Here is a 21,166-nt window from a genome sequence, read left to right as displayed (position 1 = left end):
GGCAACCGCTGCCGCCCGGTAGCCCGGGATAAAAAGGTTGAGGGAGCAAACCAACACCATGAAGTTGTCGGAATTATCCAGGGTCGGCCCCCGCAGCCGCCAGCGGTTGCCCCAGCGGGTCGCGGGTTTCACCTTGGTGGAGGTGGTGCTGGTGCTGATCCTGCTGGCGATCCTGGCCCTGGTGGTGATCGGCCGGCTGACCTCCCCCCGGGAGGTGGAGGCCGGCGTCCAGGCGACCGTGCTGAAAAATCATCTTCGTTACGCTCAGTTGCGGGCCATCAACAGTGGTGGCCCCGCCGATCACGATATCTGGGGGATCGAAAAGGTCGGCCCCTCCGGTTACCGCCTCTTCCGGCAGGAGGAGAGCGAGTTGACTCCCGTGGCCCTGCCCGGGGGGGAGGATCTGGTTGAAGCCCCCCTGCTGGATTGGGATGGCGGTTTCAGTCGGGTGGGCTTCGACTACTATGGTCGACCCTCCACCGATCTGACCAACTTTGCCGACCAGGCCGGGTCGATTAGGGTAATCGGGGGGACGCATGCCGTCACCATCACCCGGGAAACGGGGTTTATCCCATGACCGGGGCAGGAGTGCGGCAAAGGGGGTTCACCCTGATCGAGCTGATCGTCGCCATCACCATCGTCGCCATCATGGGGGCCATGCTCTTTGTCTTCCTCTCCTCCTCCATGGTTCGCAGTTATCAGCCGCTGCGGTTGACCGGCGAGCTGGCCGAACTGCAACGGGAGATGGAGGAGGCGGTGGGCGCCTATAACCAGTGCCAGGCCGGGGGCTATCTCCAGGAGTGCTGGGCCGCGTTTAAGAACGCCTACAATTGCGTCCCCCTTTCCCCGGCGGAACTGGCGGGTTTCGGCACCCCCGAGTTTGCCATCTGCAAGGTGGAGATTCCGGCGGGCCAGCCGGTTCTGGTGGGCTATTTTACCTATGACCCATAATAATCGGGGTCGGGGTCGGGATCGGGCCATGCGGAAAAATGGATTTACCCTGATAGAGGTGATCGCGGTGCTGGTTCTGCTGGGCCTGCTGTTTGCCATGGCCGGCGGGGGGATCGCCGCCGGGGCCAGGGGTTATCTGCTGGCCCGGGAAAACAGTGTGCTCAGCCAGAAGGCCCAGTTGGCCCTGAGTAGAATGGCGCGGGAGTTCCAGGACTGTTTCGACTGTGTCGGGCCGGAAGGGGCGGTGGCGCTGCCCTTCTCCTACACCAACATCCGGCGGGATACGCCGGCCAATGTCCTTGCTTTCAGTGGCGGGACCATCACCCTGGACGGCAATATCCTGGTGGATCAGGTTGCCGATTTCAACCTTTCCTACTCCGCCGCCGGCCAGCTGGAGATTGCCTTGCGGCTGGTCCATCGCAGCGGGGAGGTGCCGGTGCTCTTCTCCACCTCCGTCCTGCCCCGTAATACTTACTGATCCGGGAGCCGTAATCGTGCCAGCTCGAATACTTTTGATCCCGTTAAGCTCTCCCCGGGGCTCCATCCTCCTCAGCCTGATCGGGACCATCGTGGTGGTGGCCCTGTTGGCCGCGGGGGTGGTTTCGCTGATCGGCTCGGCCGGCATGGCCGAGGTCCACGCCAATCAGGCGGCCCGGGCCTACTATCTGGCCGAATCCGGTTTGCGTTATGTGGTCAGCGAGTTCAGGGGGCACGCCGGCGCTGACTATAGCGCCCTGGAGGAGAAGTATAACGACCCGGATCAACAGCATTTTTCTCTGCCCGGCGGCACTCTGCGCATCTACGATCTCAAGGTCAGCGGCGGGGTGGCCGGCCAGCTCGGCTCCGACCCCCAGCTGGTCGCCCCCACCGGTTACCTGGTGCTGGAGGGGGTCGAAGCCGAGCTGGATGCCTTTCCCCGCTATAACGGGGTGGTTGCTTTTGCGGAACCGCTGGCCGGTGTTGCCGCTCCCCGCTATCGCTACCGGCGCAGTGAGCGGGTTGCCGGTGATTTGCGCCTCTTTGACCTGCGGCCCCTGGATGGTCCCGCCCTGCCTTTCCTGTTTCCGGCCGAAGCGGTGGTCACCCTGGAGCCGATGCTTACCTTCAAATCCCGGGGGGTGGCGGGCTGGGCCCGCCGGACCCTGACCTACAGCCTGCCCCTGGGCGGCGGCGGGCTGGCCGGCGGCCCCGACTTCGAGGACAGTGGCGATTTCGATCTCACCCACTGGGCGGGGGGGCCGGGCAAGGAGGGCAAGTCGCTGGGGGTTTTCGCCTATGACGGCACCGCCCAGGCCATCGTGGTGGAGCGGGTGCAGTCCGGGCATTCGGTGGCCTCCCTGCAGTTTGAGCCAAAAGATGAAGCCGGCCAGCCCATCAGCATCATCACCCGCCCCGATTACGAGGTCCAGGTCAAGATCAAACTGGCCGCCGATCTGTTTACCTTTGCCGACCAAACCGGTAAACCGGGTGAAATTCCCGACGATTACATGGTGGGGATCACCTTCCGCATGCATGGCGATCATAAGCTGGCCCAGGTCAGGGGCTACGGCTTGTCCCTGGTCCGCTGGGACGCCGCTGCCGAACCCGCAAAAAGTTACCACCGCCTGCCCGAGGCGGTGGTGCCGGCCAGTTACCGGCAGGGCGGAATCAACGCCAACCAGCCCTTTCTGGCCCTGTGGAAGAGCGGCGACGGTCCCGCCGACGGCTTCCAAAAGCCCGATAATCTGCAACTGCTGGCCTGGGCTCCGGCGGTTGGCACCGCCGATGCCGCCGGGCTGCTCAAGGAGTGGCTGACCCTGGTCCTGCGGGTCGAGCAGCTTGGGGAGGAGGGCGGCGAGTTCAACCGGGTTACCGCTTTTTATGGTGAGGGACAGCAGCGTCTGGCGGTGGGGGGCGGTATTCTCTGGCCCGCCGCCGGCCTTGAGCAGCTCGATCCCGCAGAGTTCACCCTTTTCCGCTGGAGCGGGCAGGCCGGGGGCGCCGCCCGGGGGGAGAACAACAGTTATGTCGACACCGCCGTCGGGCAGTATCTTTTCGAAACGACCTCCGGCCTGGAGGTGGGGCTCCATGCCTGGGGGGAAAACCTGGAAAATCGGGCCTGGTTCAGCGAGTTCGCCGTCAGGCTGGGGGGGGGTGGCCGTGAACTGCCCGGATTCGTGCCGCCGGTCCAGGAGTAGAGCGGCGGGTGAAAAAAACAAAGAAGCCGGCACGCTTGGAGAGAGCGTCCGGCTTCCTTGTCAGGAGAAAGGAGACGAGAATTTCTTCTCGCCTCCCCACTAAAGCAATTGGCGTGCCACCGCCGGTATTTTTTTAAACCTCACAGGTTCGGTCAGTTAGCACGGGGACAGCTTGCGGCCCCGGGGGGCTTGGTATAATTTTTTGTACGGTCCCTGGGATTTCAACTTCGGTTCTGGTGGGCAACTCTCCGAATGTTTAGTATATTCTCCGCGAAATGTTAGCGCTGGGTTAAGAGTGTTGAAATTTGCACCGGTACAAAAAATTAAACCAATGACGGATCAGGATCTCCCCTTACCACGCTCACTGAAGATCGGCCGGGCGGTGGTGGGCCTGCTGGAGCTGGATCAGGCCCTGGGGCTGGCCCTGGCCGAGGCCGACCAGCCCCGGGCCGAGGTGGTGGCCCGGCTCTACGAGCGGATCGCCCGCCGCAACTACATTCCATTGGGGCTGGAGGAGGAGTATCGCCGGGCCCTGGAGCGGGAGTATGGGCGGCTGCTGGGCGGAGAGAGCCGCCGGGACTCCCACCTGGAGATCCGTATCCTCGGGCCGGGCTGTGTCTCCTGTAACCGCTTGCAGGAGCTGGTCTTTGAGGTCATGGCCCAGCGGGGCGTGGCCGCCGACATCCTGCAGATTCACGATCCCGATGAGATCGGCCGCTTCGGCCTGAACCGGACCCCGGCCCTGGTGATCGACGGCCGGGTGGTTTGCGCCGGCCGTCTGCCCAGCCGGGCGGAGGTGGAGGAGTGGCTGTGCGCCGCCGCCGGGCTCTGATCATCGGGGCCGGGCCCGCCGGACTCACCGCCGCCCTGGAGCTGTTGCGCCACACCGACGTGTTGCCCCTGGTGCTGGAGGCATCCCCCCATATCGGCGGCATCTCCCGGACCGAGGTATATCGGGGCAACCGGATCGATATCGGTGGTCACCGTTTTTTCTCCCGCTCCCCCCGGGTGCTGGCCTGGTGGCGGGAGATTCTTCCCGTCCAGGGTGGGGTGGAGCCCGACCCGGTGCTGCTGGGCCCCGAGGCTTTAGGCGCCGCGCTGACCAGCGGCCCCGATCCGGCCACGGAGGAGCGGGTGATGCTGATCCGTTCCCGGCTCTCGCGGATTCTTCATCATCGCAAGTTCCTCGACTATCCCTTGAGCCTTAGCCTGCAACTGGTTCGCACCCTGGGGTTGCGCCAGTTGCTGCTGATTCTGGGCAGCTATCTTTATGCCCACCTTTTTCCCATCGCCCGGGAACGGAGCCTGGAGGATTTTTTTATCAACCGTTTCGGCACCCGTCTTTACCGGACTTTTTTCCGCGACTACACCGAAAAGGTCTGGGGGGTGCCCTGCCGGATGATCCCGGCGGAGTGGGGAGCCCAGCGGGTTAAGGGGTTGTCGGTGGCCGGGGCGGTACGGCACGCCCTGCGCTCGCTGCTGGCCCGGGGACGAGGAGGGCGGGTGGAGACCAGCCTGATCGGCCGTTTCCTCTACCCCAAGCTGGGGCCGGGCCAGCTCTGGGAGGAGGTGGCCCGGCGGGTTACCGAACTGGGGGGCGAAATCAGGACCGGCCAGCAGGTGGTTGGCCTGGTCATCAAGGGGGAGCGGGTGGTGGAGGCCAGGGTTCGTACCCGGGAGGGGGAGGAGCTGACCCTGGGGGCCGACTTCTGCTTTTCCACCATGCCGGTGCGGGAGTTGATCGCGGCCCTGGCGCCGGTGCCGGAGCCGGTGCGGGAGGTTGCCGCCGGGCTGGTCTATCGTGATTTTCTCACCGTCGGCCTGCTCTTCAAAAGGATGCGCAAGAACCCGGGGGCGGGCCGGGCGGCCTCCGGGGAACAGGGGCGGCCGCCGGATAACTGGATCTATATTCAGGAGAGTGATCTCCGCCTGGGCCGCTTGCAGATCTTCAACAACTGGAGTCCCTGGCTGGTACGAGATCAGGAGACGGTCTGGGTGGGGCTGGAGTATTTCTGCAACGAGGGGGATGAGCTCTGGGAGATGGCCGATGCCGAGCTTAAGCGGCTGGGGGTGGCGGAACTGCACACCCTGGGCTTTATCGAGCCCGCGGACCTGTTGGACGGGGTGGTGATCCGTCAGCCCAAGGCTTATCCGGCCTATTTCGGCAGCTATCAGCGGTTTGCCGAAATCCGGGCCTTTACCGATCGCCTGGAAAACCTTTTTCTGATCGGCCGTAACGGTATGCATCGCTACAATAATATGGATCACTCGATGCTGGCCGCCATGGCCGCGGTGGAGCTGGTCAAGGCCGGCAGCTCCGACAAAGCCCCGATCTGGGCGGTCAACAGCGAGGGCGATTACCATGAGGCTTGAGAGCCGCAAGTACTCGGGCGACGAGCTTTCCGGGGGGGATGGCTGGTGAACGAGCGTTCCGGCCTTGGCCGGGCGGATGAGCGGGCCGCCCATCTGCTGATTGCCGGCCTGGGCCTGCTGCTGCCCCTGCTGCTCTACCAGCTCCGCCATCTGGATGATAACAGCCTGACCAGCTGGTACTGGGTGTTTCAGGTTGCCGACCCCTGGCGGCTTTTCCTGGGGTTGCTCCTGCTGACCCCCCTCTGCTGGCTGCTGGCCCGGTTGCCGGAATGGCGGGGTTGGGTCGACCTCCTCCCGGGCCGCCCCCTGCTGCTGCTCCCCCCCCTGGCCTTTCTCGTCTGCCTGCCCTTTCTGGATACCCCGGAAGTGATTGTCGACGCGGCTCGTTACTTTCTCCAGGCCAAAAATCTCAGTATCCATGGCCCGGCCTGGTTTTTTCGGGAGTGGGGCCGGGAGATCTTCGCCTGGACCGATCTGCCGCTGATCCCCCTGATCTACGGTCTGCTGCTCAGCTTTTTTGAAGAAAGTCGCCTGGCGCTCCAACTCTTCAACGCCCTGCTCTTCGCCCTGACCGCCCTGCTGATCGCCGTTCTCGGTCGCGATCTCTGGGATCGGGAGACCGGGGTGGCCGGGGCGCTCTTCTTTTTGGGCTTCCCCTACCTCTACAGCCAGACCCCCTTGCTGCTGGTGGATATCGGAACCATGTTTTTTCTGCTGCTGGCCATGGTCGCCTTTCAGCGGGCCCTGGTCCGGGGCGGATATTGCTATCCGGTCCTGTGCGCCCTGGCGGTGGCGGCGGTTTTGCTCAGCAAATATTCCGCCTGGCTGCTGCTCAGCGCCCTGTTGCCGGTTTTGCTCTGCTCCCTGGAGCGGGGCCGGGGGCTGGTTCTGCGGCGGGCGGCCCTGGCTTTGCTCCCCGCTTTGCTGCTGGTGGGCCCGCTCTTCTGGTACCACCGGGAGGTGATGGCCACCCAAATCTTACTCCTGCTGGAGTTCCAGAAGCCGGGGCTGGCCGGCTGGAGTGAAAGCCTGATCTCCACCTTTTACTTTCAGACCCATCCGCTGCTGACCGCCGCCGCCCTCTACTCCCTCTATCGGGCCGGGCGGTTGCGGGACCCGCGCTACCTGATCCTGCTCTGGCCGGTGCTGCTGCTCCTGGTTTTGCTGGAGGTGCGCCGCATTCGCTATTCGATCCCGATCTTTCCCCTGCTGGCCCTGCTGGCCGCCTACGGTCTCCGTGATCTGGAACCGCCCGCCTTGCGGCGCCATCTGTTGCTGCTGGTGGCAGCCTCCTCTCTGTTGCTGGCCTATGGCGGTTTTTTGCCTTTTCTGCAGAGCATGAGCGAGCGCAATCTCCAACAGGCCGGGCGTTACCTCGACACCCTGGCGGTGGAAGGGGTGGAGGTGGTGGTGGTGCCGTCGACCGAGCCGGCCATGGACCCCCGGATGGCCGTGCCCCTGTTGGATCTGTTCACCGGCCGCCCCCTGGCTTATCACCCTTCGAGTCCGGTTGAGCCGCCACCGGGGGTGGCCACCTCCTCGCTGCGTTTTACCTGGGAGTTGCCTTTGCCTCGATTTTATGCCACACTGTCCCAGTCGGTCCGCAAGCGGGCCCTGGTGCTGATCCTGCCGGGGGAAGAGGTGGAGCTGTCTGGGGATATAGAGGATAAAATTCGAGGGCTTGAGCTGTTGCGCCGTTTCGCCGTCGACAGCGGAGCTTTCCAGCATCGCACCCTGGTGGAGGTGTATGGGGCGGCGCCCGATTGATCTATTCCGGTAAGCCCGTGATGCTGAACATTTTTTTCTTTACAAAGCGGCGCAGGATCACCTAATATGCCCTAATCTATTCCGTCGGCGGAGGGATTCGGCGCGCGATGGAACAAGCTGGCCTTTTCGCTGGTCTTTTGAAGAAGAGTACAAGGTCTTGTAGGAACATAACTTAAAGGAGGTTCCGTATGAAGAGTTCACGCGTGATTGGAATGCTGGTGGTAGCTGGGATGCTGGGCCTGGTGGCCTTCCACGGCCAGGTCGGTGGCCCCGATGAGGCCCAGGCCCGGGCCGGTGGCTATGGTGCTCCGGCGGCTCCGGCCGGCGGCGGTTACGGGGCGCCCCCGGCGGTGAAGAAAGATGATGAAAAGCAGGCTCCGGCCGCCGGTGGTTACGGCGCGCCCCCGCCCCGGCCCGGTGGCGGCTACGGAGCTCCTCCCCCCCGGCCCTCCGGTGGCGGTTATGGCGCGCCCCCGCCCCGGCCCGGTGGTGGTTACGGCCGCTAAGCCCTGACTCGACTTAGCATTAACATTGGCTCGGGAGATGCACTGCCTGGAGAGGGAGGCCATCTCCCGAGTCGTTTGTGATCTTATTTCTTTCTAAGGTTAAAAGGAAAAAGGAGAGGGTATGAGCGAAGGAAGCGTGCTTGGGGAGAAGGCGAGGGAGCTCTACAAAATTCTATGTAAGGATAAATGGAATCCTTACACCACCGGGATCATCATCGCTTTCTTGAGCGTGGTGATCGCCGCCTGGTACACCTCCTGGGGGGCAACCGGCGCGGTTCAGAACTGGGGCGATTGGATCCTTTATGGGGTCGGGATCAACGAAGCGGCCCCCGGCAATATCTTTCTGCACAGCGGTTCGGTGATCGGGATCGCCTTTATCGGCGGGGCCTTTGTTTCCGCCTGTCTGGGCGGTAACTTCGCCTTCCGGATTCCGCCGCGGTTGGAGATGGTCAAGGCGGTGGTGGCCGGTTCCCTGATGGGGATCGGGGCCATCCTGGGTGGTGGTTGCAACGTCGGTGGGTTCTACAATGCCCTGGGCAATCTTTCCGCCCACGGTTTCTCGATGTTTGTCGGCTTGGTCATCGGCGCCATCCTGGCCCTGAAATACACCTACTGGGAGATGGAGAATATCTCCTGGGGACAGGGCGGGGCCAAGACCATCGATGTTCCGGCCGCTTTCCAGATTGTGCTGGGAATTCTGGCCCTGCTGGGGATCATCATCGGCGCTTACGCCTATGCCGGCAGCGAGGAGTTCTTCTGGGGCCACAAGGGTTGGTCGCCCCTGGGTACCCTGGGCGGGGTTCTGTTGCTGGCCGCGGCCCTGGGCTACACCTTTCAGCGGGGCCGCTGGTGCATGATCCAGGGCTTCCGTGAGCCCCACATGACCGGTGACTGCAAGATGGCCAAGGCCGTCGCCCTTTCGGTGGTCATGCTGGTGATGGGGATCATGGTCCTCAAGCACCAGGGTTATGTCGATCCCGGCCACTATATGCGTGGTGTTTTCGGCTGGGGCGGGGTTCTGGGCGGGGTGATCTTCGCTTTTGGCGCGGTGCTGGCCGGTGGTTGCGGGACCGGCGCCCTCTGGCGGGTCGGTGAAGGCCAGATCAAACTCTGGATCGTGGTGCCCTTCTTTGGTCTCGGCGCGGCCCTGACCAGCAAGTTTATCCATGGCCCCCGGGATATCGAAGGGATTGTCGCCTGGTACCAGGCCGGTCAACCTTTGCCTTTCCATGAAGGTTCCCTGGGCAGCTTTGTATACTTGCCCTACACCTTCCTGGGCTACGGCGGCACCCTGGCCCTGATTTTCGGCGCCATGGCCGCCTGGTATCTGGCGGTAACCTGGAACGAGAAGACCCAGAAAGGCGTGCTGGATATGTAAGCGCGGCCCGTTGCGTTTTGTAAGGCAAGTGTCGGTTCTTAAGGAGGATCATCGCTGAGGCAGCGGTGGTCCTCCTTGTTTTTCAGCCTCTGGTGTTAATGATGAAATGCGCACTGATTATTCCCCCCTGGCTTCCCGAGGAGATTTTCGCCAGTAAGACGGCGGGCAGCCAGATCAACTACTGGCAACCCCTGGGTACCCTCTATGTGGCCGCGGCCCTGCAGCGGGCCGGTCATGAGGTCCGCTTTTACAACGGCGCCTTCATGACCCACCAGCAGATCATGGCCGGGGTGGCCGAGTTTAAGCCCCGCTTTGTCGGTCTCTATTCCACCACCTTTGGCTGGCAGAAGGCCCAAGCGATGGCCGAAGCTCTGCGATCGGTTCAGGGGGACTTTTTTCTGGCGGTGGGGGGGCCTTTCCCCATCGCCGTCCAGGAGCAGTGCCTGGTGGAATGCCCGCAACTGGACGCGGTGGTCACCGGCGAGGGTGAGGAGACGGTGGTGGAGCTGCTGGAGCGGCTGGCTGGCGGCGACTTTGCCGGGGTGTTGGGTCTGATCTGGCGCCGGGGTGAAGAGGTGGTGAAAAATCCCCCCCGGCCCCTGATCACCGACCTGGACGCCCTGCCTTTTCCCGCCCGCGAACTGCTGGGGGATGCCGCCGGCCAGTACGTGCCCCCGCCCGCCACCTACAAGCGGAAGCCGGTGGCGGTGATCATCACCTCCCGGGGCTGCAATCGCCACTGCCTCTATTGCTTCCAGATCGATAAGAGCCGTAAGAGCGGAATCCGTTACCGTTCGGTGGACAACGTGATGGCCGAGATCCGGCACTGTCTGGCCCAGGGTTATCGGGAGATCAAATTCATCGACGACACCCTGGCGGCGGATTACGATCGGGCCATGGAGCTGGCTCGGCGCATCAAGGAGGAGAAGCTGGATTTTACCTGGTTTGCCTCGGCCGTTGTCAACCAGGTGGATGAAAAGCTGCTCAGGGCCTTCAAGGAGGCGGGTTGCTGGGCCATCCTCTTTGGCGCCGAAAGCGGGGTGCAAAAGGACCTCAACACCATCCACAAAGGGATCACCCTGGCCCAGACCAGGAAGGCGGTGGCGGCCGCCAAGCGGGTGGGGATCACCGTTTACACCCCCTTCCTCTTCGGCATCCCCGGCCAGACCTTCGCCGACGGCCTTAAATCCATCGAGTTTGCCCTGGAGATCGACCCCGATATCGCCAATTTCCACGCCCTGACCCCTTTTCCCGGCACCGAACTCTGGGACAATCTGGAGAAATACGGTACCGTCTCCCACGATCTGGCCGACTACACCTATCAGGGGGCGGCCTTCATCCCCTACAGCATGACCCGGGAGGAGATCAACGAGCTGCGCCGGATCGCCTTCAAACGCTTCTACTCCCGGCCCAAATTCCTCTGGCGGCGGCTCTTGGCCTTGCGCAGCGTCAACGATCTCAAGGCCGCCTGGGAGGGGGTCAAGAGCCTCTTCTGGCTCCATTTCGGGGGCAGGATTTTCGGCCGGCGTTGACCCGGTTATTTGAACTGGAGGTACTCTTTGAGCAGGGCCGGATAGGTGGCGGGGTTGAAGAGGATGTTGGTCATCATGTAGCACTCATGGGTGCAGTGGCAGCCTTGCCGGCTGATGGCCGCCACCACCCGGCGGGCCTGCTCGGAGCGGAGCAGGCGGTTCAGGTCCCCGTCGTGGTTCCGGATATTGCCCATCACCATTTGGGGGGTGAAGGATTCGCAGGGATAGGTGGTGCCGTCATCGGTGATCACCAGGTTCAGGCGGCCGGCGAAACAGGGCAGCTGCGCTTTTTGCTCCCGGGCGGTTCGCAGGATGTAGCGCCGCTGGAGAATATCCTGGGCCGCCTTCAGTCGGGCGCCGCCGAAGCGGTAGGTGGCGGCCTGGCGGTTCTTCAGTTTTTGTTCCAGGTAGGCGCAGGCGGCCTGGTATTGCTCCAGGTCCGCGGTCAACTGGCTCTTGTCGGCGAGATCGCCCCGGGCTAAAGAGATGGTGTGGGTATGGATAAAGGGCAGGGAGGCGACCAGGTCGATGGTGGCGATCATGCTCTCCTGGGTGGCCGGGCAGAAGACCGAATTGATTCCCAGCTCGAAGTTGGGATGGCGCTCCTGGAGCTGGCCCAGGGCGGCGGCGGTGCGCAGGCAGGCGGCATGGGCCCCCGGCACCCCGCGCAGGCGGTCGTGGACCTCCTGGGGGCCGTCCAGGGAGAGCTTGACCACCACCGTGCTTTTGGGGCAGTCGCGGACAATCCCGGCGGTGGTTTTTACAATCAGATCGGTGGCCTGGCCGTTGCTGGGCAACAGGATGATGGCCGGTTTGGTCCGGCGGTAGAAGGCGGCGGTGACCTGGGCCAGATCGGAACGGAGGAAAATCTCTCCGCCGGAGAAGGCCAGCCAGAGCAGGGGCGGGCAGGAGGCGGCGATCTTCTCCAGTTCGGTCAGGGTCAGCTCGCCGGCGGCGCTCCCGGCCCCGGGCGTTGAGTCGGCGGCCAGGTAAAAGCAGAAGGAGCAGCGCTGGTTGCAGCGTCGGGTGAGGAAAACGGTCAGGTGAATGGGGCGCCGTTTCCAGAAAATATCGCCCAGATGGCGGAAAGGGGAGTAGCGGCCGGGCAGTGAACTCATCGGTCCCCCCTGTGATACTGCAAGGCGCCGACCAGGCCGCCCAGGCCCACCGGCAGGGGGTAGAGCAGGGTGTAGTAGGCCCCGGCGGTCAGGGCGAAGGAGAGCCCGCCGGTCCGGTAAAAGGCGGCCAGCAGGTGGCGCTGGATCCAGAGATTGCCGGCCATGGCCAGGGCAGAGGCCAGCGGCAGCCCGGCCAGCAGCAGGGCCAGGGCCAGGGCCAGGGCCAGCACGTTGATCTTGAGTTCGTGGGAGGCGGTGCCGGAATCGCTCAGCAGGTCCCGGCAGCCCAGGGAGTAGATCGTCCAGTAACGCGATTTGCGCCAGGCGTTTTTTAGGGAGCGGCGCAGATCGTAATTGAAGAGATGGCGCACCAGGATGGCCGGGTCCATCCGCATCCGGTAGCCCAGCCGGCGCAGCCGGTGGCTGAACTCCACATCCTCGATAATCGGCAGAAATTTTTCCGGAAAGCCGCCGGCGGCCTGCAGGGTGGCGGCATGGATCACCATGGCGTGGGTGGCGACATAATCGGGCGCCTCCAACCGCTTGGTTTCAAAGTGGTGGATAAAGACCGATTGGAACCGGCTGAAGAAGCCCTGGTCGTAGGGCAGCCGGGTGTAGGTGCCGCCGATGATCCACTCCGGGCCGGAGCGGCGGGCAGCGGCCGCCGCCGCGGTAACCGTCTCCGGCAGGACAATGCAGTCGGCGTCGATGAAGAGGATCACCTCCCCCCTGGCCGCCGCCGCCCCGGCATTGCGGGCCGCCGAGGCTCCCCGTTGCTCGGGCAGCTCTACCAGCCGACAGGGATAGCGGCGGATGATCGCCACCGAATCGTCCCGGGAGCCGTCGTCGGCCACCACCACCTCGAACTTCACCTCGGTTTCCGAGGCCAGCACCGCCTCCAGGCAGAGGCCGATGGTTGCCGCCCCGTTATGGTTGGGAATAACCACCGAAAGATAAGGAGCAGCACCCAAAGCTTCGTCCCGAAAGGAGTGATCGGCAAGTCACGCCGGAGAAAAAAACGGGGAGCCAGGGCGGCGCGAAAACGCCCGGCCCCGCTCCCCGTGGATGTACAATGGTAAAAAAAACGTTCAGTCGTATCTGGTGGTTATCCTACCACCAGCAGATGGCCTTGTCGGCCTCGAATACCATATCCACCAGCTTGTCGTAATCGACTTCGCCGCCGTAGAGCTTGAATTCGGTGGCCTCCCGGCCTTCGGTGACGATTTCGACCAGCTTCTTGACGTCGCCGTCCGGCTCCGAACGATATACATTCAGGATCTTCATGATTTTACTCCCGTGCTTTAATGAAGGACAAGTTACTTGGTTCCGTAGGGGACAATGAAGTCCATCTCACGCAGCTTCTGGCCCAGCTCCTCAATGGTGAGGGGCGTCAGGCCGTTGGCCTCGCAATTTTCCGGCAGGGTTGAGAAAACCTCCCCCTCCATATCCCGGATCCAGTCCAGGTTCTCCATGTTGTGCTCGTCAAGCTTATCCATCTTGCCCAGGACCGCCCCGAAGGCGTAGTTGTTCTCCACCGCCAGGCCCAGGGCCGAGCGCAGACCGTCAACGATATAGTCCGGGTTTTTATACAAGAAACAAACTTTCTTCGACATGTTATCCTCCCCTCCTATAAGGTCAAGTAGCGGTCGTAGCTTTCAATGATGGCGCCGTGCTGGGCCTGGGTGGCCATCTTGTCCGGGGTCAGGCCGGCGGGTACGTCGCTGACCTCGTAGCCCATCTTCTTGTAGCTGTCGGCGCAGATCGAAACATCGTCGGCCATCTCCACCAGCTGGGGGAAGGCGGGATCCTTGGCCAGCTTGGTTCCCTTCCAGGTGAAGAAGATCTTTACCTGGGCGCCCTTGGCCTTGGCGGCCTTGGTCACTCCCAGAAGATGCTGCATGTTTTCAGGGTTGGTTACGAAAATTCCTAAACTTTTTGCCATCTTGGTCCTCCGTCGGGAAAAAATGTTCGATAGGTTAAATCGTTAATCAACCCTTCTTGAGGTAAACCCGGAAAAAGCCGTCGTCGTCCTTGATGCCGAGGAATTCATGGCCTTCACGCTCACACCAACCGGGCATGTCGTTCTTGGAGCCGGGATCGGTGCCCAGAACCTCCAAGATCTGGCCGGAGCTGATCTGGTTGACCGCCTTCTTGGTTTTCAGCAGGGGCATGGGGCAGCTCAGTCCTTTGGCGTCCAGGGTCAGGTCGGGAGTAATACTGTTCAGGTCCATGGTCGTTCTCCTTTTGGTTAGAGGTGTGAAGTAGTGAAAATTAGTGGTAGTTACCGTAATGAAAAAACAGAGGGGCCGGAATCGCTCCCCTGATTTTACCGAGTGTGTAACCTATAACGGACCGGTAAAGAAGATGTCAACAAAAAAAGCCGGAAAATTATAGCTTCATCAAATAGATATGATTACTGCTGCCGGTGATGGGTTTTGGCTGGAAGGCGCCACCGGCCAGCAACTATGGCCTTGGCGGTCCGTTGGTAAGGATGGGCCGGGGAGAGGATGCCACCTATTACAGAGTGCTATTTGTTGGGCGGGGTCGGTCATTGCAAAAAGCGGGAGCGGGATCGGTTTTGATCCATTATATTATTGCTGTTTGATCTTTGTCGTTCAGCTGCCGGTTAATAACTATTAGTGGAGAAACTATGCAAGCTTTGGGTATCTGCCTGGGGGCTTCCACCATCTCCTTGGTGGGGATGGAGCGGGATGGGGGCGGGGAGGAGCGGATCGTGCTGCGCCGCAGCCGCTCCCACGAAGGTAATCCCCGCCGGGTGCTGCGGGAGCTGCTGGGGGAGATCGATAACCTGGACTCCTTGAGGGTGGCGGCCACCGGCCGCAAGTTCCGCCGTCATCTCACCCTCTCCACCATCTCGGAGCCGGAGGCCGTGGAGCTGGCCTGCCGCCTGCTCTTGCCCGCCGGTCACCCCTACCGGACGGTGGTCTCGGCCGGGGGCGAATCATTCATGGTCTACCAGCTCGACGAGGATGGCCGGATCCAGCACATCCACAGCGGCAACAAGTGCGCCTCCGGCACCGGCGAATTCCTGCTGCAGCAGCTGGGGCGGATGTCGCTCTCTTTGGCCGAGGTGGAGGAGATGAGTCTGCCCGAGAAACGCTACCAGGTTTCCGGCCGCTGCTCGGTTTTCTGCAAGAGTGACTGTACCCACGCCCTGAACAAAGGGATTCCCAAGGACCAGGTGGTGGCGGGACTTTCCCGGATGATGGCCGGCAAGATCCTCGAACTGCTCAAGAAGATGCCCAGCCGCCAGGTGCTGCTGATCGGGGGCTGCGCCGCCAACCAGGCCATGGTTCATTATCTGCGGGAAGAGATCGCCGATCTGCTGATCCTGGACGAGGCCCCGGTGATGGAGGCCCTGGGGGCGGCCCGCTGGGCCCTGGAACATGAAACCCGGCCGGTGCGTGATCTGGATGGGGTTTTCGGGGCTCAAAGGCTTAACCTCTCCTATCTCAAGCCCCTGACCCAATTTCAGGATCAGGTGGAGTTCAAGGAGCACCCCCGGGGCCGGGCCCAGCCCGGTGATCGTTGCATCCTGGGCCTGGATGTCGGTTCCACCACCACCAAGGGGGTGATCATGCGGCGCCACGATAAGGCCATTGTCGCCGCCGACTACCTGCGGACCAACGGTGATCCGGTGGGGGCCTCCCGCCGGGTTTACGCCTCCCTGGCCGAGCAACTGGGCCCGGAGTTGGGCCGCCAGATTGTGATCGAAGGGCTGGGGGTGACCGGTTCCGGCCGCCAGATCGCCGGTCTGCATGCCCTGAGCGAAGGGGTGATCAACGAGATCATCGCCCATGCCACCGCCGCCGTCCACTTCGATCCCGAGGTGGACACCATCTTCGAGATCGGCGGTCAGGATGCCAAATACACCTACATCACCAACGGGGTGCCCTCCGACTACGCCATGAACGAGGCGTGCAGCGCCGGCACCGGCTCCTTCCTGGAGGAGGCGGCCAAGGAGAGCCTGGGTATCGGGGTGACCGAGATTGGCGAGACCGCCTACCAGGCCGAAAATCCGCCCAACTTCAATGACCAGTGCGCCGCCTTTATCGGCTCCGATATCAAGGGGGCGGCCCAGGAAGGGGTGCCGCTGCCCGATATCGTGGCCGGTCTGGTTTACTCGATCTGCATGAACTACACCAACCGGGTCAAGGGCAACCGGCCGGTGGGGCGCAAGGTCTTTATCCAGGGCGGGGTCTGCTACAACCGGGCGATCCCCGCCGCCATGGCCGCCCTGACCGGCAAGAAGATGGTGGTGCCCCCCGATCCCGGTTTGATGGGAGCCTTCGGGGTGGCCCTGGAGGTGGAGCGCCGGCTGGACCAGGGGCTGCTTAAGCCCGGCAGTTTTGATCTGGACCAGTTGATCAAACGTGAGGTCGCCTACGGCCAGCCCTTCAAATGCGGCGGCGGTAAGGATTGTGACCGGGGTTGCGAGATCTCCCGGGTGGTGATCGACGGCAAGAGCTACCCCTTCGGTGGGATCTGCAACCGTTACGATAATATCCTCTTCAAGCGTAAGGTGGCGACCGGTGGCCTGGATATGGTGATCCAGCGGGAGCGGCGGGTCTTCCGCGACCTGGCTGCGGCCGATCCCGCCGATGATCGCCCCACGGTGGGGATGAACCGCTCCTTTCTGATCAATACCTTCTTCCCGCTGTTTAATCGTTTTTTCAGCGAGCTGGGTTATCGGCTGGTGCTGCCGGACCGGGTTGATCCCGCCGGGGTCGACCAGCGCAACGCTCCCTTCTGTTTTCCGGTGGAACTGGCCCACGGTTTCATGGCCGATCTGCTGGCCAAGGAGCCAGATTTTCTCTTCCTTCCCCATATCCGGGCGATCAAGGTGGCCGATGACGCCACCGTCTCCTGTACCTGCCCCTTTGTGCAGGGCGAACCCTACTATCTGCGCGGCACTTTCGGCGCCAGCCAGCGGCGACCGATTCTGAGTCCGGTTTTTGATTTCAGCCAAGGCTTTGCCGCCGCCCGCCCGGCCTTTCTTGAACTGGCGGCGGGGCTGGGGATCAAGGACCGGCGGCGGGTGGAGGCGGCGCTGGCCAGGGCCGAGGCCGAGCAGGAGGCCCTGCGCGCCGATCTCAAGGCCATGGGACGGCACGCCCTGGCCGAGCTGGAGCGGGACCCAAGCCAAACCGGGGTGGTGCTTTTCGGCCGGCCCTACAACAGTTGGGTGCAGGAGGCCAACAAGGGGATTCCCGCCAAGTTCGCCTCCCGGGGCATCCGGATCATTCCCCACGATATGCTGCCCTACGAGGATGAGCCACTGGCCGCCGACATGAACATGTACTGGGCCATGGGGCGGATGATCATGAAGGCGGCCCGTTTCGTCAAGCGCCACCCCCAGCTCTACGGCACCTATATCACCAACTTCTCCTGCGGACCCGACTCCTTTCTGGTCACCTATTTCCGTGACATGATGGAGGATAAACCCTCCCTGACCCTGGAGCTGGACAGCCATACCGCCGATGCCGGCCTGGAGACCAGGATCGAGGCCTTTCTCGATATCATCCGCTATTACCGCCAGTTACAGCAGAACCGACCGCCGGAGGCGCAACCGGCCAGCGACTCCGCTTTCGTGGCGGCGGTCACCGAAACCCGGGGTGGTCAACTGGGGATTCGCCGGGCCGATGGCTCCTGGGTGGCGCTGACCGATCCCCGGGTCAAGGTGGTGCTGCCGGCCATGGGGAAATTCGGCACCGCCCTGGTGGCCCGGGCTTTTGCCAGCAAGGGGATCAGGGCTGAAGCCCTGCCCCCGGCCGATGAGGAGGCGTTGAAGGTGGGCCGGGGCAACTCCTCCTGCAAGGAGTGCCTGCCCCTGCAGACCACCATCGGCACCATGCTGCAATATTTCAGCAAGCAGCGGGCCGCGGGGGAGATAACCGCCTATTTCATGGCCACCACCGAAGGGCCCTGCCGTTTTGGCCAGTACCAGGTTTTTGCCGGTCGGACCATCGCCCGCCAGCGGATTCCCGACGCGGCGGTACTGTCGCTGACCTCCACCAACAGTTACGGGGGCTTGGGCAACAGCTTTACCCTGGCGGCCTGGCGGGCCATCGTGATCGGCGATCTGCTCAACGAGATCTGGTCCACCATCCTGGCCGGGGCGGTGGATCGGGAGGAGGGGGTGGCCACCCTGGAGCGGGAGTGCCGGGCCCTGGAGCAGGTGATCGATAAAGGCTGGCCGGTGATCTCCCGCCAGCTCAAGGCCTCGGCGGCGGCTTTAGGCCGGATTCGCCTGCGGATTCCCCACGCCCAGATCCCCAAGCTGTCGCTGGTGGGCGAGATCTATGTCCGCCACGACCCCATCTCCCTGCAGCGGTTGATCGAGCGGCTGGCCGAGCAGGGCTTCATCGTCCGCACCTCCCAGACCTCGGAGTGGATCAAGTATACCGACTGGCTGGTGCGCCACCGGATCGAGGGGCGGCCCGATTTTCCCTGGTGGGCCCGCTACTGGGTAAAACGCTATTTCGACGCTAAAATCCGCAAGCTGCTGGCCCCCTGCGGTCTTTTTCACTATGAGGAGAAGGTGGAGGTGGAACCGCTGATTGCCGCCGGTCGCCGCTTTATCTCCCCCCATCTCTCCGGCGAGGCGATCCTGACGGTGGGGGCGGCCCTGCACGAGATTTTGCATCCCTCCTGCGGGGTGATCTCCATTGGCCCCTTTGGCTGCATGCCCACCCGGCTGGCCGAATCGATTCTCAATGAAAAATTCAACAGCGGCGAGAAGCGGGCCCTGCTGGCGGCGGCAGGGGTTCGCGACTTCCCGGCCCCCCTGGCCCGGGAGCGCAAGTTCCCCTTCCTGGCCCTGGAGACCGACGGCAATATCTTCCCCCAGATCATCGAGGCCCGCCTGGAGGCCTTTGCCCTCCAGGCCCGGCGGATCCATCAAGAGATGCTCAACGGTGGTCACTGATGCCGGCAGACCCATGACCCTGGCCGAACGGTTGCTGGCTCGGCTCAGCCGGCCCCGGGGTGTGGTGCCGGAGTATGTCGGACCCCGCTGCCTGCGCCGCCGGTTTATTCGCAGCACCTGCCGGCGTTGTCTGGAGGAGTGCCCGGTCCAGGCCCTTAGCGCCGGGGAAGGCGAGGTGGGGCTGGACTCCCGGCGTTGTACCGGTTGCCTGGCCTGCGTCGCGGTCTGCCCCAGCGGCGCTTTGGTGGCCAGAGACCCCCGGCCCGGCCGGGTGGCGGAGCGGCTCTTCGCCCGGGCCGGCGGCGGGGCGGTGCTGTGCTGCGAAAAGGGGATGCGGGACGGCAGTGAACTGCTGCTGCCCTGCCTGGGAATGCTCTCCCGGGAGGAGCTGGCCCTCTTTGCCCTGCTGGCCGGGTCGCTTACCCTGCGGTTGCACCCCTGCCAAAAGTGCCACTCGCCCCAGGTGCCGGCTTTGCTGCAAGGACGGGTGGAGCAGCTGGTGGCCCTGGGGGGGGGCGAGATGGCTCCGCCTCCCATTGAGTTACGGTTGGTTGAATCGCCGGCTGGCGGAGGGGGGGGCGTTCAGAGTGAGACGGAGCCAGCCGGCGGCGCTCCAGGAGATCGCCGCGATTTTTTTCGGGCCTGCAAAACCCTTTCTTTCCAGGCGGCCGTCGAGTCTTGGGGGGTAATCCGGGAAGAACCGGAGCGGCCCGAGGAGCGCTGGGCTTCCACTAAACATCTGCCACCCAGGTTTGCCCTGCTGGAGCGGGCCTGGTCGCGATGGGAGGCGGAACCCGGTCGGCGCAACCTGTTGCTGCCGCTGCTGACCATGGTGACGGTGGGCGACCAGTGCACCCACTGCGGGGCCTGTGTCGGGCTCTGCCCCAGCGGGGCGATCAGCAGCGAGGAGGGCGAGGAGGGCTCCCGGTTGCTCTTTAGCTGGTCCCGCTGCTGTGCCTGCGGGCTCTGCCGGGAGTTCTGCCCGGCCCGGGCGATCACCCTGGACCCCGTCACTGACCCTGCCCGGCTGGCGGAGAGAACCCGGGAGATCCACCGTCGTTAGCAGGCCGCTGCCAGCAGGGCTTGTAACCTGGTTTTGTATTCGGGGGGGGAGATTTGGGCGCCCCGCAGGCCGCCCCGCAGGTTGATCTCCCCCAGGCAGAAGCGGTTGTCGGGCAGCAGCATCAGGTCGAGATGGGCGTAGGGGAATCCCCCCCGGGTCATGACCCGGCGGCAGAAATCTTCCTGTTCCGGGCTGAGGGGCCGGGGTTGGGCGCTACCGCCACAATGGAGATTGTGGCGGAACCCCACCGGATTGTGCCGCAGATAGGCCTCCTGGTAATCTCCCAGCATAATCACCCGCAGATCCCGGCTCTCCGCGATAAAGGGCTGGAGGACAAAAGGGGGGGCCAGACTGCCCAGGGTGGTCTGATTGAGGACCTCCTCCACACTGTTCCAGAGCAGTACCCCCAGGCCGGCATTGGCCCGGTCCAGCTTGGTGACCACCCGCGAGATGCCGGCGGCATGATAGCGGCTGACCGCCCGGTGCAGGCCGTGCAGGTCATGGATGGCCGTGGTGTGGGGGAGCATAAAGGGCCCCAGCAGGGCGGCCTGCATCACCTTGGAGCGGGAGATGGCCTGGGAGAGGGCCGAGGGGAAAAGCTCAACCCCCCGGGCGGCGAGATCCAGCAGCAGGTACTCCTCGCCGGGGGCCAGGCGGACCCGGTCCACCACCCGGTCGCCGGCCTCCAGTTGTTGATAGCTCTTCCGCAGGGTTTCGTTGTCCCGGATCAGGCGTCGAGGCGGGTGCATTGGGTCGCCCTCGCTGTTGGTGGGGATTAGAAGAGCATTTCCAGAAAGCGGGAGTGAAACTGGGAGAGGTCGCTGTTGCATTCGCCGCAGTAAAGTTTGATCTCCCCCAGAATCTGGGATTCATCCCCCTCCTGGGTGAAGCTGCCGTCGCTGTTCTGGCGATAGTTGGTGGTGAGAATAACGTTGTCGGCCACCTCCAAAAAATCCCGGTCGTTGCCGCAATGGGGACATTTGATCAAGGTCAGACTCCGGCTGATTCGTTTTTTCTGCGGTTGGTCCTTTTTTTCGCGACTGGGAGCGATTTCCATCATCTTTCCGGCAAATAGTCAAGGTTCAAGAACGGGGCCACCGCTGCGCGGTAACCGGCAAACTGCGAATTATATTCCAGGCGGAGAATAATATCAAGGATTGAGTCTTCATGCGCAGGCACCCAAATGGTCGCCCAAATGGGTCCCAAACGCCCAAATGGGGTCAGACACCATTTGGCCGGATGCTTTGGATCTGCTAGAATGCGTTATTCGTCATCCCGTACCTTATCGCTCAAGGAAAATACAGGAGGCAGTAATGGCGCGTCTTCCCCGCTATGTTATCCCCGGCCAACCG

The 21,166-nt window shown here is 63.2% G+C and carries 20 protein-coding genes; 12 read left to right on the top strand and 8 right to left on the bottom strand.

The genetic code is table 11. The annotated features are described in order from the left end of the window. Positions 1–58: 58 nt before the first annotated feature. The 10 genes from ACHHRT_RS09380 (at position 59) to ACHHRT_RS09335 (ending at position 10,684) form a co-directional block, all read left to right on the top strand. On the top strand, positions 59–577 hold the full coding sequence (locus ACHHRT_RS09380; protein ID WP_395499510.1) for a prepilin-type N-terminal cleavage/methylation domain-containing protein: 519 nt from the start codon (positions 59–61) through the stop codon (positions 575–577). Beyond that, complete coding sequence (locus ACHHRT_RS09375; RefSeq protein ID WP_395499509.1) at positions 574–951, top strand: PulJ/GspJ family protein; 378 nt, start codon at positions 574–576, stop codon at positions 949–951. The genes ACHHRT_RS09380 and ACHHRT_RS09375 overlap by 4 nt, the downstream gene beginning before the upstream one ends. Before the next feature lie 28 nt (positions 952–979). Next, the gene (locus ACHHRT_RS09370) at positions 980–1,429 is read left to right on the top strand and encodes a type II secretion system protein (RefSeq protein ID WP_395499508.1); all 450 of its coding nucleotides are present in this window, start codon (positions 980–982) and stop codon (positions 1,427–1,429) included. 16 nt (positions 1,430–1,445) lie between these two features. Next, entirely contained in the window at positions 1,446–3,128 is a 1,683-nt protein-coding gene (locus ACHHRT_RS09365; RefSeq protein ID WP_395499507.1) for a hypothetical protein, read from the top strand. A 331-nt stretch (positions 3,129–3,459) separates the two neighbouring features. After that, positions 3,460–3,960 carry a thioredoxin family protein gene (locus tag ACHHRT_RS09360; RefSeq protein ID WP_395499506.1) on the top strand — a complete coding sequence of 167 codons (501 nt, stop codon included), beginning with the start codon at positions 3,460–3,462 and terminating at the stop codon, positions 3,958–3,960. Then, positions 3,933–5,501, top strand: a complete 1,569-nt coding sequence (locus tag ACHHRT_RS09355; protein ID WP_395499505.1) for an NAD(P)/FAD-dependent oxidoreductase — start codon at positions 3,933–3,935, stop codon at positions 5,499–5,501. Before ACHHRT_RS09360 ends, ACHHRT_RS09355 begins: the two co-directional genes overlap by 28 nt. Positions 5,502–5,546: 45 nt before the next feature. Further along, entirely contained in the window at positions 5,547–7,268 is a 1,722-nt protein-coding gene (locus tag ACHHRT_RS09350; protein ID WP_395499504.1) for an ArnT family glycosyltransferase, read from the top strand. 188 nt (positions 7,269–7,456) lie between these two features. Continuing rightward, positions 7,457–7,774 (top strand): hypothetical protein, encoded by a 318-nt coding sequence (locus ACHHRT_RS09345; protein ID WP_395499503.1) that lies wholly within the window; start codon positions 7,457–7,459, stop codon positions 7,772–7,774. 121 nt (positions 7,775–7,895) lie between these two features. Continuing rightward, positions 7,896–9,152, top strand: coding sequence for a YeeE/YedE thiosulfate transporter family protein (locus ACHHRT_RS09340; RefSeq protein ID WP_395499502.1), 1,257 nt, complete (start codon positions 7,896–7,898; stop codon positions 9,150–9,152). Positions 9,153–9,253: 101 nt separating this feature from the next. Then, entirely contained in the window at positions 9,254–10,684 is a 1,431-nt protein-coding gene (locus tag ACHHRT_RS09335; RefSeq protein WP_395499501.1) for a B12-binding domain-containing radical SAM protein, read from the top strand. Positions 10,685–10,689: 5 nt separating this feature from the next. On the opposite strand, the gene ACHHRT_RS09330 is transcribed toward ACHHRT_RS09335, so the two are convergent. The 6 genes from ACHHRT_RS09330 to ACHHRT_RS09305 all read right to left on the bottom strand — a co-directional run bounded on the left by ACHHRT_RS09330 (position 10,690) and on the right by ACHHRT_RS09305 (position 14,033). Next, positions 10,690–11,802 carry a radical SAM protein gene (locus tag ACHHRT_RS09330; RefSeq protein WP_395499500.1) on the bottom strand — a complete coding sequence of 371 codons (1,113 nt, stop codon included), beginning with the start codon at positions 11,800–11,802 and terminating at the stop codon, positions 10,690–10,692. Continuing rightward, positions 11,799–12,749 (bottom strand): glycosyltransferase family 2 protein, encoded by a 951-nt coding sequence (locus ACHHRT_RS09325; protein WP_395499499.1) that lies wholly within the window; start codon positions 12,747–12,749, stop codon positions 11,799–11,801. Before ACHHRT_RS09325 ends, ACHHRT_RS09330 begins: the two co-directional genes overlap by 4 nt. Before the next feature lie 163 nt (positions 12,750–12,912). Beyond that, positions 12,913–13,086, bottom strand: a complete 174-nt coding sequence (locus tag ACHHRT_RS09320; RefSeq protein WP_395499498.1) for a hypothetical protein — start codon at positions 13,084–13,086, stop codon at positions 12,913–12,915. Positions 13,087–13,118: 32 nt separating this feature from the next. Further along, a complete protein-coding gene (locus ACHHRT_RS09315) occupies positions 13,119–13,415 on the bottom strand; it encodes a hypothetical protein (protein ID WP_395499497.1) in 297 nt (98 codons plus the stop codon). A gap of 14 nt (positions 13,416–13,429) precedes the next feature. Further along, complete coding sequence (locus ACHHRT_RS09310; RefSeq protein ID WP_395499496.1) at positions 13,430–13,744, bottom strand: DsrE family protein; 315 nt, start codon at positions 13,742–13,744, stop codon at positions 13,430–13,432. A 46-nt stretch (positions 13,745–13,790) separates the two neighbouring features. After that, entirely contained in the window at positions 13,791–14,033 is a 243-nt protein-coding gene (locus ACHHRT_RS09305; RefSeq protein WP_395499495.1) for a sulfurtransferase TusA family protein, read from the bottom strand. A 419-nt stretch (positions 14,034–14,452) separates the two neighbouring features. On the opposite strand from ACHHRT_RS09305, the gene ACHHRT_RS09300 reads away from it, so the two are divergent. Together ACHHRT_RS09300 and ACHHRT_RS09295 are read left to right on the top strand one after the other, a co-directional pair. Further along, positions 14,453–18,751 (top strand): acyl-CoA dehydratase activase, encoded by a 4,299-nt coding sequence (locus tag ACHHRT_RS09300; RefSeq protein WP_395499494.1) that lies wholly within the window; start codon positions 14,453–14,455, stop codon positions 18,749–18,751. After that, positions 18,741–19,814, top strand: coding sequence for a 4Fe-4S binding protein (locus tag ACHHRT_RS09295; protein ID WP_395499493.1), 1,074 nt, complete (start codon positions 18,741–18,743; stop codon positions 19,812–19,814). The genes ACHHRT_RS09300 and ACHHRT_RS09295 overlap by 11 nt, the downstream gene beginning before the upstream one ends. Here ACHHRT_RS09295 and ACHHRT_RS09290 read toward each other — a convergent pair. Further along, entirely contained in the window at positions 19,811–20,563 is a 753-nt protein-coding gene (locus ACHHRT_RS09290; protein WP_395499492.1) for an ATP-grasp domain-containing protein, read from the bottom strand. The two genes, ACHHRT_RS09295 and ACHHRT_RS09290, sit on opposite strands and share 4 nt — an antisense overlap. 26 nt (positions 20,564–20,589) lie before the next feature. Continuing rightward, positions 20,590–20,874 (bottom strand): hypothetical protein, encoded by a 285-nt coding sequence (locus tag ACHHRT_RS09285; RefSeq protein WP_395499491.1) that lies wholly within the window; start codon positions 20,872–20,874, stop codon positions 20,590–20,592. Positions 20,875–21,166: the final 292 nt, after the last annotated feature.

This window comes from Desulfurivibrio modestus (assembly GCF_044068625.1).
In the GTDB taxonomy this organism is placed as follows: Bacteria; Desulfobacterota; Desulfobulbia; order Desulfobulbales; family Desulfurivibrionaceae; genus Desulfurivibrio.
This window is presented reverse-complemented; position numbering and strand designations above follow the sequence as displayed.